This window comes from Thalassobaculum sp., assembly GCF_040219215.1.
In the GTDB taxonomy this organism is placed as follows: domain Bacteria; phylum Pseudomonadota; class Alphaproteobacteria; order Thalassobaculales; family Thalassobaculaceae; genus Thalassobaculum_A.
The window spans coordinates 38,786-55,877 of record NZ_JAVJSX010000034.1 but is presented as its reverse complement, the minus strand read 5'-3'; the positions used below and the strand labels follow the sequence as shown (position 1 = coordinate 55,877).

The window sequence follows — 17,092 nt, the reverse complement described above, 5'->3', positions numbered from 1 at the left end:
CTGATTCCGGGGCCGGGGACGCGGTGATCGGGCTGGTGCTGGTAACCCACGGCCGGCTGGCCGAGGAGTTCCGTTCGGTGATGGAACATGTGGTGGGCCCCCAGAAGGCGATCGCCACGGTCTGCATCGGGCCGGACGACGACATGGAAAAGCGGCGACGCGAGATCCTGCAGCAGGTCGACGCCATGGACGCCGGGCGCGGCGTCGTGGTCCTGACCGACATGTTCGGCGGCACGCCATCGAACCTGGCGATTTCGATCCTGGACCGTCCCGGCGTCGAAGTGATCGCCGGCGTGAACCTGCCTATGCTGATCAAGCTGGCAAGCGTCCGGGTCAGCGGAACCCTGGCCGAGGCGGCCGCGGCAGCCCGGGACGCCGGCCGAAAGTACATCTCGATCGCATCGGAAGTTCTCGGCGGCTCGGGCCGCTGACGTGGTAGCCGATGCAGGAAACTTTGGCCGCGCGGTCGCAGTGAGGCCGTCATGACCAACCGTCGTGTCCTGCTGATCACCAACAAGCGCGGGCTCCACGCGCGGGCCGCCGCGAAGTTCGTGCAATGCGCCGGATCGTTCGACGCCGAGATCACCGTGACCAAGGACGGGCAGTCGGTCTCCGGGCGGTCGATCATGGGGCTGATGATGCTGGCCGCTGCGCCCGGCAGCTCGATCGAGGTCGCTGCAGCCGGCTGCGAAGCACAACCCGCCCTGGAGGCGATCACGCTGCTGGTCGATGGCAAGTTCGATGAAGACTGAAACGCCCCGCAAGCGCAAGGCGACACGGGTTGCGTTCGACGGCATCGGGGTTTCCGGCGGCATTGCGATCGGGCCGGCCTATGTGCTGGACGGCGGAATCGCCCAGGTTCCCGAGTTCACCGTGGAGCCCGACGCGCTCGCAGCCGAGGTCGAGCGGTTTCAGGCGGCATTGGGCAAGGCGCGCGGACAGATCCGCAAGCTGCGCCGCAAGGCCGAGGCACTGCCCAAATCGGTGCTCGAAGAACTTGGCCCGCTGCTTGATGCCCATGGCGCCATGCTGGACTCCAGCCGTCTCGGTGCCGGTGTCGAGGCGATGATCCGGACCCGCGGCACCAACGCCGAGGCCGCCGTGCAGGCCGTGGTCGGCGATCTGGCGCGCGGGCTGGAAGCGGTCGGCGACGCTTACCTGGCATCGCGCGGCCAGGACGTTCGCGATGTCGGCGACCGGATCCTTCGGCACCTGACCGCCACCCCCTACCACGCGTTCTCGATGCTGCCGCCCGGCAGCATCGTGGTTGCCGAGGAACTGAGCCCGGCCGACACCGCGCTGATGGATCCGAACCAGGTGGCCGGGTTCGCCACTGCCCTGGGCGGCGCCGACAGCCACACCGCGATCATGGCCCGCTCGATGGGCATTCCCGCCGTGCTCGGGGTCTCCGCCCTGTCGTCCCGGGTACGCTCCGGTGTCCGCCTGATCGTCGACGGCGAGGCCGGCCGGATCGTGGTCGACCCCGACGCGGACACGTTGGCCGAGTACCGGCGCAAGGCCGAGGCCCGCAAGCGGCTGGAGCGCCAGTTGGCGCGGCTGCGCGCCCAGCCGGCGATCACCACCGACGGCGTGCGAATCGCCCTGCAGGCCAATCTGGAGCTGCCGCGCGACCTGGAGACCGCGCATCATGGCGGTGCCGAGGGCGTCGGCCTGCTGCGCACCGAATTCCTGTTCATGAACCGTCCGGACCTGCCGAGCGAGGACGAGCAGTACGCAACCCTGCGGCAGGTGGTCGAGTCGATGCAGGGTCGGCCGGTCACCATTCGCACCCTGGACGTCGGCGGCGAGAAGCTGGCAACCGCGCTGGGCGAACGTATCGCCGATTCGGCCAATCCAGCCCTCGGCCTGCGCGCCATTCGTCTCGCGCTGAAGGAGCCGAAACTGCTCGAGGCCCAGTTGGCAGCGATCCTGCGGGCCGGCGCCCACGGCCCGGTACGGATCCTGTTGCCGATGATCTCGTCGGTCAGCCAGGTGCGGGCGGTGCGGGTGATCCTGACCCGGGTCGCCAACCGCCTGAAGCGCCGGAAGGTCCGGATTGCCGATCCGATCCCGCCGCTCGGCAGCATGATCGAAGTGCCCGGCGCGGCCCTGACCGCCGACGGGCTGGCCCGCGAATGCGAGTTCCTGGCGGTCGGCACCAACGACCTGACGATGTACACCCTGGCCATTGACCGCGGCGACGAGCAGGTGGCCGATCTCTACAACCCCTTGCACCCTGCGGTCCTGCGGCTGATCCAGTTCACCGTGGAAGCGGCGATGCGCAACGGCATCCCGGTCAGCGTCTGCGGCGAGATCGCCGGCGATCCACGCTATGCCCCGCTGCTGGTCGGGCTCGGGGTGCGCGAATTGTCGATGGCCGGAACCGCCCTGCCGCGGGTGAAGCAGCGGATCCGCCGGCTGGCGGTCGGCCCCGCGACCCAGCGTGCCCGCGCCATCATGGACCAGACCGACGAGGGCCGGATCGCGGCTCTGCTGGACGACTTCAACGAAGGCCTGTGAGCGGCCGGGCTGCACGCCCCGCTCAAACACCGGTCTCCCGCACGAAGCGTTCGTCGTTGCGTTCTTGCAGCCCGAGGCGACGGTAGAAGGCGCAGGCCGGGTTGCTTCGGTCCACCAGAAGCTCCACGCGCGACCGCCCGGTCGCCCGGGCATGGTGCTCGACCACCGCCATCAGCGCCGTCCCCACACCACCGGTTCGGCAATCCGGATTCACCCACAGGTTCGCCAGATAAAACACCTCGTCGCCGCTCCAGGTCGAGTATTGACCGAAGCCCTGGGCGAAACCGATCGGTTCACTCGCCGAGGTTTCCGCGATCCAGGCATCGAACCGGGCTGGCTCCAGCCAGCCATGGTCGATGAAGGTCTCCCGACTGATCGACGCCTCGCGGCCATGGAACCGCGCCAACGCCCGAAGCATCGCGAACAGCGCGTTGGCATCGGCCCGTACCGCACGCCGGACCGCAATGTCCGACATCCGCTTCACGGCCGGTGCGGTTCAGCGAAGTAGTCGGCGGAACGCATTTCCATCAGCCGCGAGACGGTGCGGTCGAACTCGAAGCCCCAGTCGGTCCCGGCATACAGTTCGCCGGCCTCCGCTTCCGCCGAGCAGACCAGCGACACCCGGCGTTCGTACAGCGAGTCGATCAGCATCATGAAGCGGCGCGCCTGGTCGCGGATCGCGTCGGTCATGCGCGGCACATCGTCGATCAGGACCGCACGGTAGCGGCGGGCGATCGCCAGGAAGTCGCCGGGCCCGAGCGGACGGGCGCACAGCTCCCGGAACGCGAAGCGCGCAACACCCTTGGCGGCGGCCGGCACTGCCAGCTCCCGGCCGAGCACCACCACGCTGTCCGGCTCCGGCAGGGCACCGCCGGTCAACTCGCCAAACAGCCGGTCGAGCGCGGCGCGGGCCGCTTCGTCGGCCGGGGTGAAGAACAGCGGCTCGCCGGCGAGCCGGTCACGGCGGTAGTCGGTGCCGTCGCCCAGATCGATCGACGCCAGGCGATCCTTCAACAGGTCGATGAACGGCAGGAAGCGATCACGGTGCAGACCGCCGCGATACAGGTCGTCCGGCGGGCGGTTCGACGTCGTGACCACCACCACGCCGCGCTCGAACAATGCGGTGAACAGCCGCGAGAGGATCATCGCATCGGCGATGTCCTTGACCTCCATCTCGTCGAAACACAGCAGCGAGACCTGATCGGCAACCGCCGCCGCGGCCTGCAGGATCGGCGTGTCACCGGCCCCGCCCTCGGTGCGGAACCGGTGGATCGAGCCGTGCACCTCCTGCATGAACTCCTGGAAATGCACCCGGCGCTTCGCCGCCACCGGCGCCGCGTCGAAGAACAGGTCCATCAGCATGGACTTGCCGCGTCCGACCGGACCGTAGAGATACAGGCCGACCGGGGCGGCCACCTCCTTGGCGTGGCGCAGCCCCAGCTTGGACAGCCAGCCACCGGCGGACGCCGAGCGCGCCTGCCAGCCGTCGACCGCCCGCGCCAGAGCGTCGAGCCGCGCGGCGGCGGAGGCCTGGACGTCGTCCTCCTTCAAGGCCCCGGACGCGACCCGGGCCCGGTACAGGGCCAGCAGGCCGGACTTCGGCGACGGCGGCTCCGCCTCAGCGGCCGCCATTGACCGACAACACGGTGCCGATGCAGTAGCGTGCGGCGTCGGACAGCAGCCAGACCACCGCTTCGGCAACCTCGTCGGCCGTGCCGGCACGGCCGATCGGCACGGTGGCGCCGAGCCGCTGGGCGCGGTCCGGCGCGCCGGCCGTGGCGTGGATGTCGGTGTCGATCATGCCGGGCGCGACCGCGTTGACCCGCACGCCCTCGCCGGCCACTTCGCGGCTGAGACCCAGGGTCCAGGCATCCACCGCGCCCTTGGAGGCGGCGTAGTGCACGAACTCGTTCGGCGAGCCGACCCGCGGCGCAATCGACGACAGGTTCACGATCGCCCCGCCCGTACCCTTGCGCTTGGTCGACATCCGCCGCACCGCCTCGCGGTTGGCGATCATCACGCCCAGCACATTCAGGTCGATCACGCCGCGCATCGCTTCGACGCTCATGTCCTCGACCCGGGTGATCTTGCCGGTGATGCCGGCGTTGCAGACCACCCCGGTGATCGGCCCGAGTTCCTTCTCCGCGGTCTCGAACAGGCGCTGTATGTCCGCTTCCTGCGCCATGTCGCCCTGCACGACGATCGCCCGCCGACCGGCTTTACGAACGGCAGCGGCGGTAGCCTCGGCCGCTTCGGCATTGCCGGCGTAGTTCACCGCCACGTCCCAGCCGTCGGCTGCGGCACGGCGGCACACCGCGGCGCCGATCCCGCGCGAACCGCCGGTCACAATCAGAACTTTCGCGGACATCCCGCCCTCCCCAATGAGTTGCCTGGTGTGTTCCGTCAGCCGCCGGAAGCGACCGCGGCAAGGATGACCCGCGCCGAGAGCCGGGCCTTCTCGGCACCCGCCAGGCCGCCGCCGGCGTCGGCCATCTTGGCGGCACCCGCCGATTCGCTGCGCACCATTCCCATCATCTGCGGCTGCGGCCGGTAGTTCGGCGTGAAGTCGATCATCCGGATCCGGAAGGTCCGGTTGCCGAATGCGCTGTTCAGCGCGACGATTTCGCGCGCCACGCGGCCGTAGATCCGTGCCCGCAGCCGATCAACCACCGCCTCCCGCTCCGCCATGGTCGGGCTGTAGTCGATGCTCGCGACGGTCAGCGCCCGGCCGGGCTTGGTCGCCTCCTTGGTCTTGCCGGCGAGGTCGGCCAGGCTGGCTTCCGGCACCCTTGCCTCGGCCACCAGCCGCCAGCGCTCGAAGCCGGCGTCGTCACCCATTTTTCCGAAATCGACGATCCGCCACTCCGCCCCGGTGCCGAGCCCCTGAAGCGTTCCGACCAGATCCTGGCGGGCCGCGCCGAACCGGCCGGATTCGACGGCGAGATCGGCGGCGATCCGGACCGTCGCTGTCTTGGTCTCGACCCAATCCTCGACCTCGAACTCCAGCGTGACTTCGTCGTCGGCCGCACCCTCACGTTGGATGACCGTGTCGGACGCGGCTGATTCGATCGATTCGCTGTGTTTCTGGGCCGCCGCCGGGGTCGGCTGCAGCGGCAGTCCGAGGGCAGCGGCAACGATCAGGGAGAGGGGCAGGAGGCGGGCCTGGCGCATGATCTGTCCTTTCGTCCGAAGCGGTTACGGACGGCGAAGCGACCATAGCCAGGGGGCGAAAGGATGGCAATCTGGGGACGAGATGGTTTGTATCGTGCGCCGTGCGATCTCCGACCTGTCACCGAGCCGGGCAGATCCAACACAAATCATGAGAACTTACGGTCGAAATGCGCGAGATACTCGGATCCTCCACGGATCTCGCTGCCCCGGAACCCGGCCTGCCACCAGTCGGGGATCGCGGCGCCAAATCCGATCACGTGGACGTGCAGGTTGCGGCAGTGCACGCTGCTCGAATCGTAGTTCGGATTGGTCGCCGAGATCACCCTGAACAACGTCAGGTAGACCCGATACCCGAGTGCGATCAGGAGATCCACGGCTCGGGCACTCGTGTCGCGCCGATCCGCCTCCACGGACACGATCGGCGACACGCTCCGAAGCGTCTCCGTACCCCCCGCCAGCACCCGCGCCTCCATGCCCTCGACATCGATCTTGATGAGGTCGGGAACGATGGCCTGGCGGAGTAGGAATCCGTCGATGGTCGTGGCGGCAGCGGGATGCTGCCGGTCGGCGTGGCGAACGTTCGAAATGTCGAGCGCCCCGTAGTTGGCGACCCGGTCGGGGTGAATCTCCGCGACTTCGAGCAGTTCTTCACGGTCGGACAGCGCCAGCGGGTAGATCGATGCGTTCGGGAACCGCCGCAGGTTTGCCGCCGCGGCCCCGAAATAGCTGAGCTGTGGTTCGAACGCGACCACCCGGCGCCGCTCGTCCAGACTGGCCATGGCAACGCTCACCACTCCGACATTTGCGCCGATGTCGAGGAACGTCCCGGCATCGCCCAGAAGTCGATGGTAGAGGTCGATCTCGTAGGCGCCGTATTCGCCGAACCGGCGCAGCGCTTCCGACACGCCGGTATCGTTGGCAAAGCACACCATCGGCCCCCAGCGAGTATCGACCAGAGCCTCACCAGGGCGCAAAGGGGCCATCTCGATATCCTAGAGGCATTGCGGCGCGCCAAGATCGCCGACTGTGATCAGAGCGTCCGCGACACGCGGGCCTCGCAGGCCCGACCCATCCTACTGCCGCAGCACCATCAGCTTCTTGATCTCGGCGATCGCCTTGGCCGGGTTCAAGCTCTTCGGGCAGGTCTTGGTGCAGTTCATGATGGTGTGGCAGCGGTAGAGGCGGAACGGATCCTCCAGCGCGTCCAGGCGCTCACCGGTGAACTCGTCCCGGCTGTCGGCGATCCAGCGATAAGCCTGCAGCAGCACTGCCGGACCGAGATAGCGGTCGCTGTTCCACCAGTAGCTGGGGCACGAGGTCGTGCAGCAGAAGCACAGCACGCACTCCCACAGCCCGTCGAGCTTGGCCCGCTCGTCCGGGCTCTGACGGCGCTCCTCGGTCGGCGACGGCAGGGTCTGGGTCTGCAGCCACGGCTCGACCGACGCCAACTGGGCGTACGGCACCGACAGGTCGGGCACCAGGTCCTTGATCACCGGCATGTGCGGCAGCGGGTAGATGTGAACCTCGCCGTCGACCTCGTCGATCGGCTTCAGACACGCCAGCGTGTTGGTGCAGTCGATGTTCATCGAGCACGACCCGCAGATGCCCTCGCGGCAGGACCGCCGGAAGGTCAGGGTGGTGTCGATCTCGTTCTTGATCTTGATCAGCGCGTCCAGGACCATCGGCGCGCAGCTGTCCATGTCGATCTCGTAGGTGTCCAGGCGCGGGTTTCCGCCCTTGTCCGGGTCCCAACGGTAGATCTTGAACGTCTTGATCCGCTTGGCACCTTCCGGCGCCTTGTAGGTGTCGCCAATCTTGACCTTGGAATTGGCGGGCAGGGTGAACTCGGCCATCGATGATCCTCGGCTGGGGGTTGGAGCAGCGGTCCGGGCGCGGCGTCAGTAGACGCGGGCGACCGGCGGGATGCTCTCCACCTCGTTCGAGAGAGTGTTCATGTGGACGTCGCGGTACAGCACCTTGTGCTGGTTCTTCTCATCCAGCCACATGGCGGTGTGCTTCATCCAGTTCGCGTCGTCGCGGTCCGGGAAGTCCTCATGGGCGTGCGCCCCGCGGCTTTCCTTGCGCAGCGACGCCGACGTCAGCGTGACGATCGCCTGACTGACCAGGTTCTCCAGCTCCAGCGCCTCGACCAGATCCGAGTTCCAGATCAGCGACCGGTCGTTCAGCCCGACGTCGGCCATGCTGTCGGCGACCTCGTGGATCTTCTTGAGGCCGGCCTGCATCAGCTCGTCGGTGCGGAACACCGCGGCGTTGGTCTGCATGGTGCGCTGCATGTCGAGACGGATCGCCCCGGGCTTGCGGTCACCCTTGGCGGTGCGCATTCGCTCCAGCCTGGCAACCGCCTGCTCGCCGGCGTCGGCCGGCAGGGGCTTGTGGCGTTCGCCCGGGGTGACGACTTCGGCGGCGCGGTGGGCGGCGGCCCGGCCGAACACCACGATGTCGAGCAGCGAGTTGGTGCCCAGACGATTGGCGCCATGCACCGACACGCAGGCCGCCTCGCCGATCGCCATCAGGCCGGGGACCACCCGGTCGGGATCGCCGGCGGTCGGGCTCAGCACCTCGCCGTGGTAGTTCGTCGGAATGCCGCCCATGTTGTAGTGCACGGTCGGCAGCACCGGGATCGGCTCCTTTGTGACCTCGGCACCGGCGAACACCTTGGCGGTCTCGGAGATGCCCGGCAGGCGGTGGTGCAGGACCTGCGGGTCGAGGTGCTCCAGGTGCAGCATGATGTGGTCCTTGTTCGGACCGACGCCGCGCCCTTCATTGATCTCGATGGTCATCGCCCGGCTGACCACGTCGCGGCTCGCCAGGTCCTTGGCGGTCGGAGCATAGCGCTCCATGAAACGCTCGCCCTCGGAGTTGGTCAGGTATCCGCCTTCGCCCCGCGCACCCTCGGTGATCAGGCAGCCGGCGCCATAGATTCCGGTCGGGTGGAACTGCACGAACTCCATGTCCTGCAGCGGCAGGCCGGCGCGCAGCACCATGGCGTTGCCGTCGCCGGTGCAGGTGTGGGCCGAGGTGCAGGAGAAGTACGCGCGGCCATAGCCGCCGGTCGCAAGCACCGTCTCGTGGGCGCGGAACCGATGGATGGTGCCGTCTTCCAGGCACAGCGCCATGACCCCGCGGCACGCCCCTTCCTCGTCCATGATCAGGTCGAGGGCGAAGTACTCGACGAAGAACTCCGCGTGGTTGCGCAGCGACTGCTGGTACAGCGTGTGCAGGATCGCGTGGCCGGTACGGTCGGCGGCGGCGCACGCCCGCTTGGCCATCGCCTTGCCGTGGTCCAGCGTGTGGCCGCCGAACGGCCGCTGGTAGATCTTGCCCTCGTCGGTCCGCGAGAACGGCACGCCGAAGTGCTCCAGCTCGATCACCGCCGGGATGGCGTTGCGGCACATGTACTCGATGGCGTCCTGGTCGCCGAGCCAGTCGGATCCCTTGACGGTGTCGTACATGTGGAAGCGCCAGTTGTCGCCTTCGCCCATGTTGTCGAGCGCGGCGCCGATACCGCCCTGGGCGGCGACGGTGTGGCTTCGGGTCGGGAAAACCTTGGTGATGCAGGCGGTCTTCAGCCCCTCCATGGTCATGCCCAGGGTGGCGCGCAGCCCGGCACCGCCGGCACCGACCACCACCGCGTCATACTCATGGTCGATGATCTTGTAGGATTCCATGGCCTCAGCCTCCGAACGCCAGTCGCAGAACGGCGAAGATCGACGCGACGCCAAGGGCGATGGCCGCAAATTTCAAGACGATCAGCGCCGTCAGCTTGACCGCTTCGTTATGAACATAATCCTCGATCACCACCTGCACGCCGAGTTGGGCGTGCCAGTACACCGCGGCGATCAGCAGCACCAGCAGCACCGCGACCGGTGCCGAGCCGATCCAGGCGACCGCACCGGCATGATCCACCCCGGCGAGACCGGCAATCGACATCACGAACCAGATCGTGAGCGGCACCAGCGCAATAGCCGTCAGGCGCTGCGCCCACCAGTGATGCACGCCTTCCTTGGCGGAGCCGAGGCCGCGGACCCGTGCCAGCGGGTTGCGCATCGACTGCATGGTCTTTCCAGCCATCCGTCCCTCCCTTACGCCGACACGATGGCGATCGCCCAGGCGAGCACCGTGAGCGCCACCGACGCGATCACAACCGCCCATCCGGACCTGTAGACCGTATCAAGCTCGAAGCCCCAGCCGGCGTCCCAGAACAGGTGCCGGACGCCGTTGCACAGATGGAACATCAGCGCATAGCTGAAGCCGAACAGGATCAGGTAGCCGAGCCAGGAGCCGAGAAAGCCCTGAACCACGGCAAACGAATCGGGGCCCGCCGCCGCCGCAAGCAGCCACCACGTCAGCAGCAGCAGCCCGGCCGCGAGGCCGACGCCGGTGGCACGGTGGGAGATCGACAGCACGCTGGTCAGCTGCGGCTTGTAGATCTGGAGATGCGGCGACAACGGCCGACGGTCAGCGCTCATGCATACCCCCTCACGGCGTTCCAATCCGAGCGCGCGTCCCAATGGCCGCGACCCGGTCGACCCAAAGCCTAGCGCGAGCGCGCCCGGCGGTCGACGCGGCCGTTATAGACCATCGGCGGTCCGGCACAAACCCGCCGAATAACGCAGTGCAGCATTCTGGGTGTGGCGCGAAATTGCGAGCGGGCAGCGGTACGCACTCTTTTCCACCGCCGCGCACGTGCTAGGGTTCCAACCCATGGACCCCACAGTAAAAATCGCGCTTGGCGCTGCAGCCGTCGCCTTCGTGTCGCTCGTCGCCGCCACCGGGTCGGCATTGGCCGCCTGCACCGACCCGCCGCAGCCGGGCGTCGACTGGCGGCAATGCAGCTTCGATCGCTACGACCTCGCCCAGATCGACCTGACCGGCGCGCGCCTCGACAACGCCAGCTTCAACCGCGCCACCCTGGCCGGCACCACCTTCACGCGGCTGGAAGGCGGCCGGGTCCGGTTCCTCGGGGCCGATCTCAAGGGGGCGATATTCGATCAGGCGCGGCTGCGCAGCGCCGACTTCACCGAGGCCAATCTGGAAGGCGCATCCTTCCGGGACGCCGACCTGGCGGAGTCGCGGCTGGTCTCGGCCAACCTGCGGGGTGCGGACCTGACCGGCGCCAAACTGCGCGGCGTGGACTTCTTTCGCGCCAACCTGTCCGGCGTCACCTGGGTCGACGGCAAGCGGGTGTGCGCCGAAGGTTCGGTCAGCTTCTGCCGTTAGGCCCTTGCCCCGGCCTCGCACCGCCTGTCAGCGTTAACGGATCATTATCAACTGCGTCGGCATGATCCCGGCTGGGTCAACACGGACTCAAGAGGGATCCCGCATGGCAATCGCGGACGAAATTGCGGCCCGGCTTACAGGAGAGTTCCTGGACGACGCCGGCGACCGGCTGGCACGGGCCCAGATCGCGCTGAACAAGCTGGCAAATCGCCCCAAGGAAGCCCGTCCCCTGCTGCTCGATCTGGCGCGGGAAATCCACAACCTGAAAGGCACCGGCAAGACCTTCGGGTTCCCGACCATCTCGCTGATCGCCGACCGGTTCGAAGACTATCTGGAAGCCAACGCCGAGAAGACGCCGTTTCCGATCGCCGACCTGCAACGCTTCGCCGACGCCCTGAGCGACATCATCGAGCGCGGGCGCAACCCGGAAGCCGATCGCGCCACGTCCATTCTGCGCGGCCTGCCGTCGGTCTTCGACTTCGACCCGGAGGCGATCAGCGGCCAACCGGGCCGCGCCCTGGTGATCACCCGGGCACGTACCCTCGGTCACATGCTGGCCCGCGAGTTGGCGAACTGCGGGTACCGCACACAGACCGCCTCCGATCCGTTCGAGGCCATGCGCTTCGCGGTGGCCGAGAAGCCGGACATCGTTCTCAGCTCCGCCGTCCTGGACGGCATGTCGGGAATCGATCTGCTCCGGGCGATCCGCTCGATCCGGCCAACCGCATCATTGCCGACCGCCGTGGTCACCTCGTTCGACGCCGGCCATCCGGAACTGGCGGGCCTGCCAAAAGAGGTGTCGGTGATCCGGCTCGGCAAGACCCTGTCCGACGACCTGGCGCTGGTTCTGACCAACGCCGGCGAGGTGTCGCGCGCCTGACGGCCGCCCGGATCAGGCTGCCTGGCGGATACCGGCGGCCTTCACGCTGTCCTCGACGAACGGCTCGAACTTCTTGAAGTTCGCCTCGAAACGCCCGCACAGGTCATGGGCGGTGGCATCGTAGGCGCCCTTGTCGTTCCAGGCTCCGCGGGGCAGCAGCACCGAACTCGGCACATCCGGGCACGCCTCGGGCACCAGCAGGCCGAAGCGACCATCCTCATGCACCGGCGCGGACGACAGGCGCCCATCCACCGCCGCCCGCACCATCGCGCGGGTGTAGGCGATCTTCATGCGGTCGCCGCCATCCCCGGCACGGCCGCCGGACCAGCCGGTGTTGACCAGCCAGCAGGTCGCCCCGTGCTTGGCGATCTTGTCGCGCAGCATCGCGCCGTAGACCGACGGGTGCCTTGGCATGAACGGCGCGCCGAAGCAGGTCGAGAACGTCGCCTGCGGCTCCTTGCCGAGGCCCTTCTCGGTGCCGGCGACCCGCGCGGTGTAGCCTGACAGGAAGTGGTACATCGCCTGTTCGGGCGTGAGCTTGGCGATCGGCGGAAGAACGCCGAAGGCATCGGCGGTCAGCATCACCACGTTCACCGGATGCCCGGCCACGCCGGTCTCCGAGGTGTTCGGGATGAAGTCGATCGGGTAGCAGGAACGGGTGTTCTCGGTCAGCGAATCGTCGTCCAGCATCAGGGCTCGCGAGACCGGGTCGTGGACCACGTTTTCCAAAACGGTGCCGAAACGATGGCTGGCCGCCCAGATTTCCGGCTCGGCCTCGGCCGACAGGCGGATCACCTTGGCGTAGCAGCCACCCTCGAAATTGAAGATGCCGGTGTCCGACCAGCCATGCTCATCGTCGCCGATCAGGGTGCGCGTGCCATCCGCCGACAATGTGGTCTTGCCGGTACCCGACAGGCCGAAGAACACGGCGGCATCGCCCTTGGCGCCGACGTTCGCCGAGCAGTGCATCGGCATCACGCCGCGGTCCGGCAGCAGGTAGTTCAGCACGCCGAAGATCGACTTCTTGATCTCGCCGGCGTACCAGCTGCCGCCGATCAGGATCAGCCGCCGGTCGAAGTCGACCAGGATGAAGGTCCCCGAGTTGACGCCATCGGCCTTGCCGTTCGCGCTCAGCCCCGGCGCGTGCAGCACGGTGAAGGCCGGCTCGAAGCTCGCCAGATCCGCCGGCTTCGGGCGAATGAACATGTTGCGGGCGAACAGGTTGTGCCAGGCGGTCTCGGTCACCACCCGTACCGGCAGCCGGTACTCCGGATCGGCGCCGGCCCAGCAATCGAGCACGAAGGCGTCGCGGCCCTTGTAGTAATCGGTGACACGGGCGTACAGGGCGTCGAACCGCTCGCGGGTGATCGACTGGTTGATCGTGCCCCAGTCGACGGCGTCGTGCGTGCTGTCGCTGTCGACGATGAACTTGTCCTTGGGCGACCGGCCGGTGTGCTCGCCGGTTGTCACCAACAGCGCGCCGCCGGCGGTGACCACGCCTTCGCCGCGGCGGATCGCTTCTTCATACAGCGCCGCCGGACCCATGTTCCAACGCACGGACTTCAGATTGGTCAGGCCGACGGTGTCGAGCCCGACATGGCTCGTGTGACCGGTGAAGATCTGCACGATGTTTCCTCCAACCTTAACCTTGCGGGGCCGTGTCGCCCGACCCGCTCCGTTGCTGCCAGAAAGGGATAGGGGAGCGGTTCCCGGTTGGCAACGCTCGACGCCGCCCAGCGTTGCGCCGAACTCCGGCAGCGCCGGATCTGCGACGTTTGGCCGCGACCGTCAGAGCTTCAATACCGCGACCCCGGGCAGGTCCTTGCCTTCGAGCCACTCCAGGAACGCGCCGCCCGCCGTCGAGACATAGGAGAAGCGTTCCAGCACGCCGGCGTGCGCGAGCGCCGCGACCGTATCGCCGCCTCCGGCCACCGTCAGCAACCGACCCTGGTCCGTCAGCTCTGCCGCGGCCTTGGCCACTGCGTTGGTTCCGGCGTCGAACGGCGCTGTCTCGAACGCCCCGAGCGGCCCGTTCCAGACCAGGGTCCGGCAGGTTGCCAGGCGCTCCGACATGGCGGCGACGGTCGCCGGCCCGACATCCAGGATCATCGCGCCCGACGGTACCGCGTCGACTCCGACCACCGTCGTCGCCACACCCGGCGCCAGCTTGTCGGCAATCACCGCGTCGATCGCCAGCAGAACGTCGCAGCCCTTGGCCTCGGCCTTTTGCAGGATCGCCCGCGCGGTATCTGCGAGGTCGCGCTCGGCCAGCGAGGCGCCGATCTCGACTCCTTGCGCGAACAGAAAGGTGTTGGCCATGCCGCCACCGATCGCCAGCACGTCGACGCGCTCGACCAGATTGCCCAGCAGGTCAAGCTTGGTCGACACCTTGGCCCCGCCGACCACCGCCGCCACCGGGCGGGTCGGCGATTCCAGCGCGCGGCCGAGGGCGTCGAGTTCGGTCTGCATCAGCCGGCCGGCGTAAGCCGGCCGCAACCGCGCCACCCCGTCGATGGACGCGTGGGCGCGGTGGGCCGCCGAGAAGGCATCGCTGACATAGAGATCGCAGAGCTCCGCCAGGGCGGCCGCGAACCCCGGGTCGTTGGACTCCTCGCCGGCATGGAAGCGCAGGTTCTCCAGCAGGGCCACACCGCCGTCGGCCAGACCACCGACGGCCCCCGCTGCCGCCGGACCGATGCAGTCCTCGGCAAACGCCACCGGTCGGCCAACCGCCGCGGACAGCGGATCGACCAGCGGCTTCAGCGACATTGTCGGATCGGGTTTGCCTTTCGGCCGGCCATAGTGCGAGACCACCACGACCTTCGCGCCTTTATCGGCAAGTTCCTTGACGGTGGGCGCCGCGCGCTCGATGCGGGTCGCGTCGGTGACCCGACCGTCCTTCATGGGAACATTGAGATCCAGCCGCACCAGCACCCGTCGCCCCGCGACTTCCACCTGATCCAGGGTCCTGAACGCCGACATGGCTGTGCTTCCACCTCGTGTCACTGTCGGCGGGATGTGCCACACCGCCGACCGGGGAGCAAGAGCGGGAAAACTCCCACGCCCTGAAGCCGGCGTCGATCGTTGCTTTCCATCGCAAGCCGGCGATCCATCACCGGTACGGATCCGCCGCGTCGCGCAGGCCATCGCCGAAGAAGTTGAACGCCAGCACCACCAGGATGACCGGGATCACCGGGGTCATAATCCAGGGGTAGAGTTCCACCGCGTTGATGTTCTGGGCTTCGGTCAGCAGCACGCCCCACGACGTGATCGGCGGCCGCAGGCCGAGGCCGAGAAAGCTGAGCGCGGTCTCGCCCAGGATCATCGTCGGGATCGACAGGGTGGCCGAGGCAATCAGGTGGCTCATGAAACTCGGCAGCAGGTGCCGGCCGATGATCCGCCGGGGTTTGGCGCCCATGAGTTCGGCGGCGACGCAGAAATCCTCCTCGCGCAGCGCCAGGAGCTTGGAGCGCACCGCCCGGGCGAGGCCGGTCCAGTCGAGCAGGCCCAGGATCAGCGTGATCCCGAAATAGATCACGATCGGGCTCCAGGTCACCGGCAGGGCCGCCGACAGCGCCATCCACAGGGGCAGCTCCGGAAACGACCGGAGGATCTCGATGACCCGCTGGATCGATGCGTCGATCCAGCCGCCGTAGTAGCCGGCAACCCCGCCGATCACGATGCCCAGTACGAAACTGATGGCGATGCCGATCAGCCCGACGGTCAGCGAGATCCGGGTGCCGTATACGATGCGCGAGAACATGTCGCGCCCGAGCCGGTCGGTTCCGAGCAGGAACAGCGTCCCGTCCTCGGCCGGACAGACCAGATGCAGGTCGGCCTCGAACATTCCCCAGAACCGATAGGGGTCGCCGGAGCAGAAGAACCGCAGTTCCTGCCGCTTGTCCGGGTTGGCGACGTACTCCCGCTTCAGGGTCCGCAGGTTCAGGGTGTAGTCGAGCCCCAGCACGTAGGGCGCCACGAACCGGCCATCGTGAAAGACCTTCACGCTCTGCGGCGGCGCATAGATGAACTCGGTGTTGCGGCTGGCCAGCGCGTACGGCGCGATCATCTCGGAAATCAGGACGGAGACGTACAGCAACAGTAGGAACAGGCCGGAAACCACCGCGAGGCGGTGGCGGCGCAGCTTCCACCACATCATCCGCCACTGCGACGCCATGTAGTAGCGTTCCTGCTGCGGCGTCAGGACCTCGTCGGCGCTCGGATTGAACGGCGCCCGGTCGACGAAGTGGCGCGCGCGCGGGCGCGGCGTGTCGGAGACGCTCATCGCCCGGTCCCCGCGCCCAGCCGGATGCGCGGGTCAAGCCACGCCAGCGCCAGATCCGAAATCAGCATGCCCACCACGGTCAGCGCGGCCAAGAACATCAGGAACGACCCCGCCAGGTACATGTCCTGGCTCTGCAGCGCGGTGATCAGCATCGGCCCGGTGGGCGGCAGCGACAGCACCATGGCGACCACCGCGGAACCCGACACCACCTGCGGCAGCATGTTGCCGATGTCGGCGATGAACGGGTTGAGCGCCATGCGCAGGGGGTATTTGAGCAGCGCCCGCATCGGCGACAGCCCCTTGGCGCGCGCGGTGATCACGTACTGCTTCTGCAGCTCGTCGAGCAGGTTGGCCCGAAGCCGCCGGATCATCGCCGCCGTGCCCGCTGTACCGATCACGATGACCGGCACCCACAGGTGTTCCAGCACCGACAGCACCTTCGGCCAAGTCCAGGGCTGGTCGATGTAGGACGGGTCCATCAGCCCGCCGATCGAGGTGCCGAACCAGACGTTGGCGAAGTACAGCAGCACCAGCGCCAGCAGGAAATTCGGCGTCGCAAGGCCGATGAAGCCGAGCAGGGTCAGGCTGTAGTCGCCCCAGCTGTACTGGTGGGTGGCCGAATAGATCCCGATCGGAAACGCCATCAGGTAGATGAACAGGATCGTGCCGAAGTTCAGCACGATGGTCAGCATCACCCGGTCCCCGACCACGTCGGCAACCGGCAGCTGGTATTCGAAGCTGTAGCCGAAGTCGCCGCGCAGGAAGCCGATCGCCCAGTAGAAGTACTGCTCCCACATCGGCTTATCGAGACCGTACTGGGCCCGCAACGCGGCGATCTTGGCGACGTCGACGCTCTCGCCGCGGCTTTCCATCTCAGCGATCAGGGTCGACAGATAATCCCCCGGCGGCAGCTGGATGATGATGAAGGTGATGATGCTGATCGCAATCAGGGTCGGGATCATCACCAGCAGGCGGCGGGCCAGGTAGTCGAGCAT

At 67.7% G+C, this 17,092-nt stretch carries 18 protein-coding genes; 5 read left to right on the top strand and 13 right to left on the bottom strand.

What is annotated here, in order from left to right; genetic code table 11:
• Window positions 1–23 precede the first annotated feature (23 nt).
• From RIC54_RS23090 to ptsP, 3 genes are read left to right on the top strand one after another with little or no spacing between them, the layout of a single operon-like run.
• A complete protein-coding gene (locus tag RIC54_RS23090; RefSeq protein ID WP_007677185.1) occupies window positions 24–431 on the top strand; it encodes a PTS sugar transporter subunit IIA in 408 nt (135 codons plus the stop codon).
• 51 nt (window positions 432–482) lie between these two features.
• Window positions 483–752: an HPr family phosphocarrier protein gene (locus RIC54_RS23085; protein ID WP_350091804.1), complete on the top strand. Its 270-nt coding sequence runs from the start codon at window positions 483–485 to the stop codon at window positions 750–752.
• Complete coding sequence (ptsP, locus tag RIC54_RS23080) at window positions 742–2,520, top strand: phosphoenolpyruvate--protein phosphotransferase (protein WP_350091801.1); 1,779 nt, start codon at window positions 742–744, stop codon at window positions 2,518–2,520. The genes RIC54_RS23085 and ptsP overlap by 11 nt, the downstream gene beginning before the upstream one ends.
• Before the next feature lie 22 nt (window positions 2,521–2,542).
• On the opposite strand, the gene RIC54_RS23075 is transcribed toward ptsP, so the two are convergent.
• From RIC54_RS23075 to sdhC, 9 genes are all read right to left on the bottom strand, one after another.
• Complete coding sequence (locus tag RIC54_RS23075; RefSeq protein WP_350091798.1) at window positions 2,543–2,995, bottom strand: GNAT family N-acetyltransferase; 453 nt, start codon at window positions 2,993–2,995, stop codon at window positions 2,543–2,545.
• A 5-nt stretch (window positions 2,996–3,000) separates the two neighbouring features.
• Complete coding sequence (zapE, locus tag RIC54_RS23070; protein WP_350091795.1) at window positions 3,001–4,152, bottom strand: cell division protein ZapE; 1,152 nt, start codon at window positions 4,150–4,152, stop codon at window positions 3,001–3,003.
• A complete protein-coding gene (locus RIC54_RS23065) occupies window positions 4,139–4,888 on the bottom strand; it encodes an SDR family oxidoreductase (RefSeq protein WP_350091792.1) in 750 nt (249 codons plus the stop codon). The genes zapE and RIC54_RS23065 overlap by 14 nt, the downstream gene beginning before the upstream one ends.
• A 35-nt stretch (window positions 4,889–4,923) precedes the next feature.
• Window positions 4,924–5,691, bottom strand: coding sequence for a hypothetical protein (locus RIC54_RS23060; protein WP_350091789.1), 768 nt, complete (start codon window positions 5,689–5,691; stop codon window positions 4,924–4,926).
• A gap of 146 nt (window positions 5,692–5,837) precedes the next feature.
• Window positions 5,838–6,674 (bottom strand): FkbM family methyltransferase, encoded by an 837-nt coding sequence (locus tag RIC54_RS23055; protein WP_350091786.1) that lies wholly within the window; start codon window positions 6,672–6,674, stop codon window positions 5,838–5,840.
• 90 nt (window positions 6,675–6,764) lie between these two features.
• Window positions 6,765–7,544, bottom strand: coding sequence for a succinate dehydrogenase iron-sulfur subunit (locus RIC54_RS23050; RefSeq protein ID WP_350151467.1), 780 nt, complete (start codon window positions 7,542–7,544; stop codon window positions 6,765–6,767).
• A 45-nt stretch (window positions 7,545–7,589) separates the two neighbouring features.
• A complete protein-coding gene (sdhA, locus tag RIC54_RS23045; protein ID WP_350151465.1) occupies window positions 7,590–9,380 on the bottom strand; it encodes a succinate dehydrogenase flavoprotein subunit in 1,791 nt (596 codons plus the stop codon).
• Window positions 9,381–9,384: 4 nt separating this feature from the next.
• Complete coding sequence (sdhD, locus tag RIC54_RS23040) at window positions 9,385–9,783, bottom strand: succinate dehydrogenase, hydrophobic membrane anchor protein (RefSeq protein WP_350091777.1); 399 nt, start codon at window positions 9,781–9,783, stop codon at window positions 9,385–9,387.
• An 11-nt stretch (window positions 9,784–9,794) separates the two neighbouring features.
• Entirely contained in the window at window positions 9,795–10,181 is a 387-nt protein-coding gene (gene sdhC / locus RIC54_RS23035) for a succinate dehydrogenase, cytochrome b556 subunit (RefSeq protein WP_350091774.1), read from the bottom strand.
• 235 nt (window positions 10,182–10,416) lie between these two features.
• Between sdhC and RIC54_RS23030 the strand changes: the two genes are divergently transcribed.
• Entirely contained in the window at window positions 10,417–10,932 is a 516-nt protein-coding gene (locus RIC54_RS23030; RefSeq protein WP_350091771.1) for a pentapeptide repeat-containing protein, read from the top strand.
• 103 nt (window positions 10,933–11,035) lie between these two features.
• Window positions 11,036–11,812 carry an Hpt domain-containing protein gene (locus RIC54_RS23025; protein ID WP_350091768.1) on the top strand — a complete coding sequence of 259 codons (777 nt, stop codon included), beginning with the start codon at window positions 11,036–11,038 and terminating at the stop codon, window positions 11,810–11,812.
• A 12-nt stretch (window positions 11,813–11,824) separates the two neighbouring features.
• Here RIC54_RS23025 and RIC54_RS23020 read toward each other — a convergent pair whose 3' ends face one another.
• The 4 genes from RIC54_RS23020 to RIC54_RS23005 all read right to left on the bottom strand — a co-directional run bounded on the left by RIC54_RS23020 (window position 11,825) and on the right by RIC54_RS23005 (window position 17,092).
• The gene (locus tag RIC54_RS23020) at window positions 11,825–13,438 is read right to left on the bottom strand and encodes a phosphoenolpyruvate carboxykinase (RefSeq protein WP_350091765.1); all 1,614 of its coding nucleotides are present in this window, start codon (window positions 13,436–13,438) and stop codon (window positions 11,825–11,827) included.
• A gap of 162 nt (window positions 13,439–13,600) precedes the next feature.
• Window positions 13,601–14,794 (bottom strand): phosphoglycerate kinase, encoded by a 1,194-nt coding sequence (locus tag RIC54_RS23015; protein WP_350091762.1) that lies wholly within the window; start codon window positions 14,792–14,794, stop codon window positions 13,601–13,603.
• Between the two features lie 130 nt (window positions 14,795–14,924).
• Complete coding sequence (locus tag RIC54_RS23010; protein WP_350091759.1) at window positions 14,925–16,097, bottom strand: ABC transporter permease; 1,173 nt, start codon at window positions 16,095–16,097, stop codon at window positions 14,925–14,927.
• Window positions 16,094–17,092, bottom strand: coding sequence for an ABC transporter permease (locus RIC54_RS23005; RefSeq protein WP_350151463.1), 999 nt, complete (start codon window positions 17,090–17,092; stop codon window positions 16,094–16,096). The genes RIC54_RS23010 and RIC54_RS23005 overlap by 4 nt, the downstream gene beginning before the upstream one ends.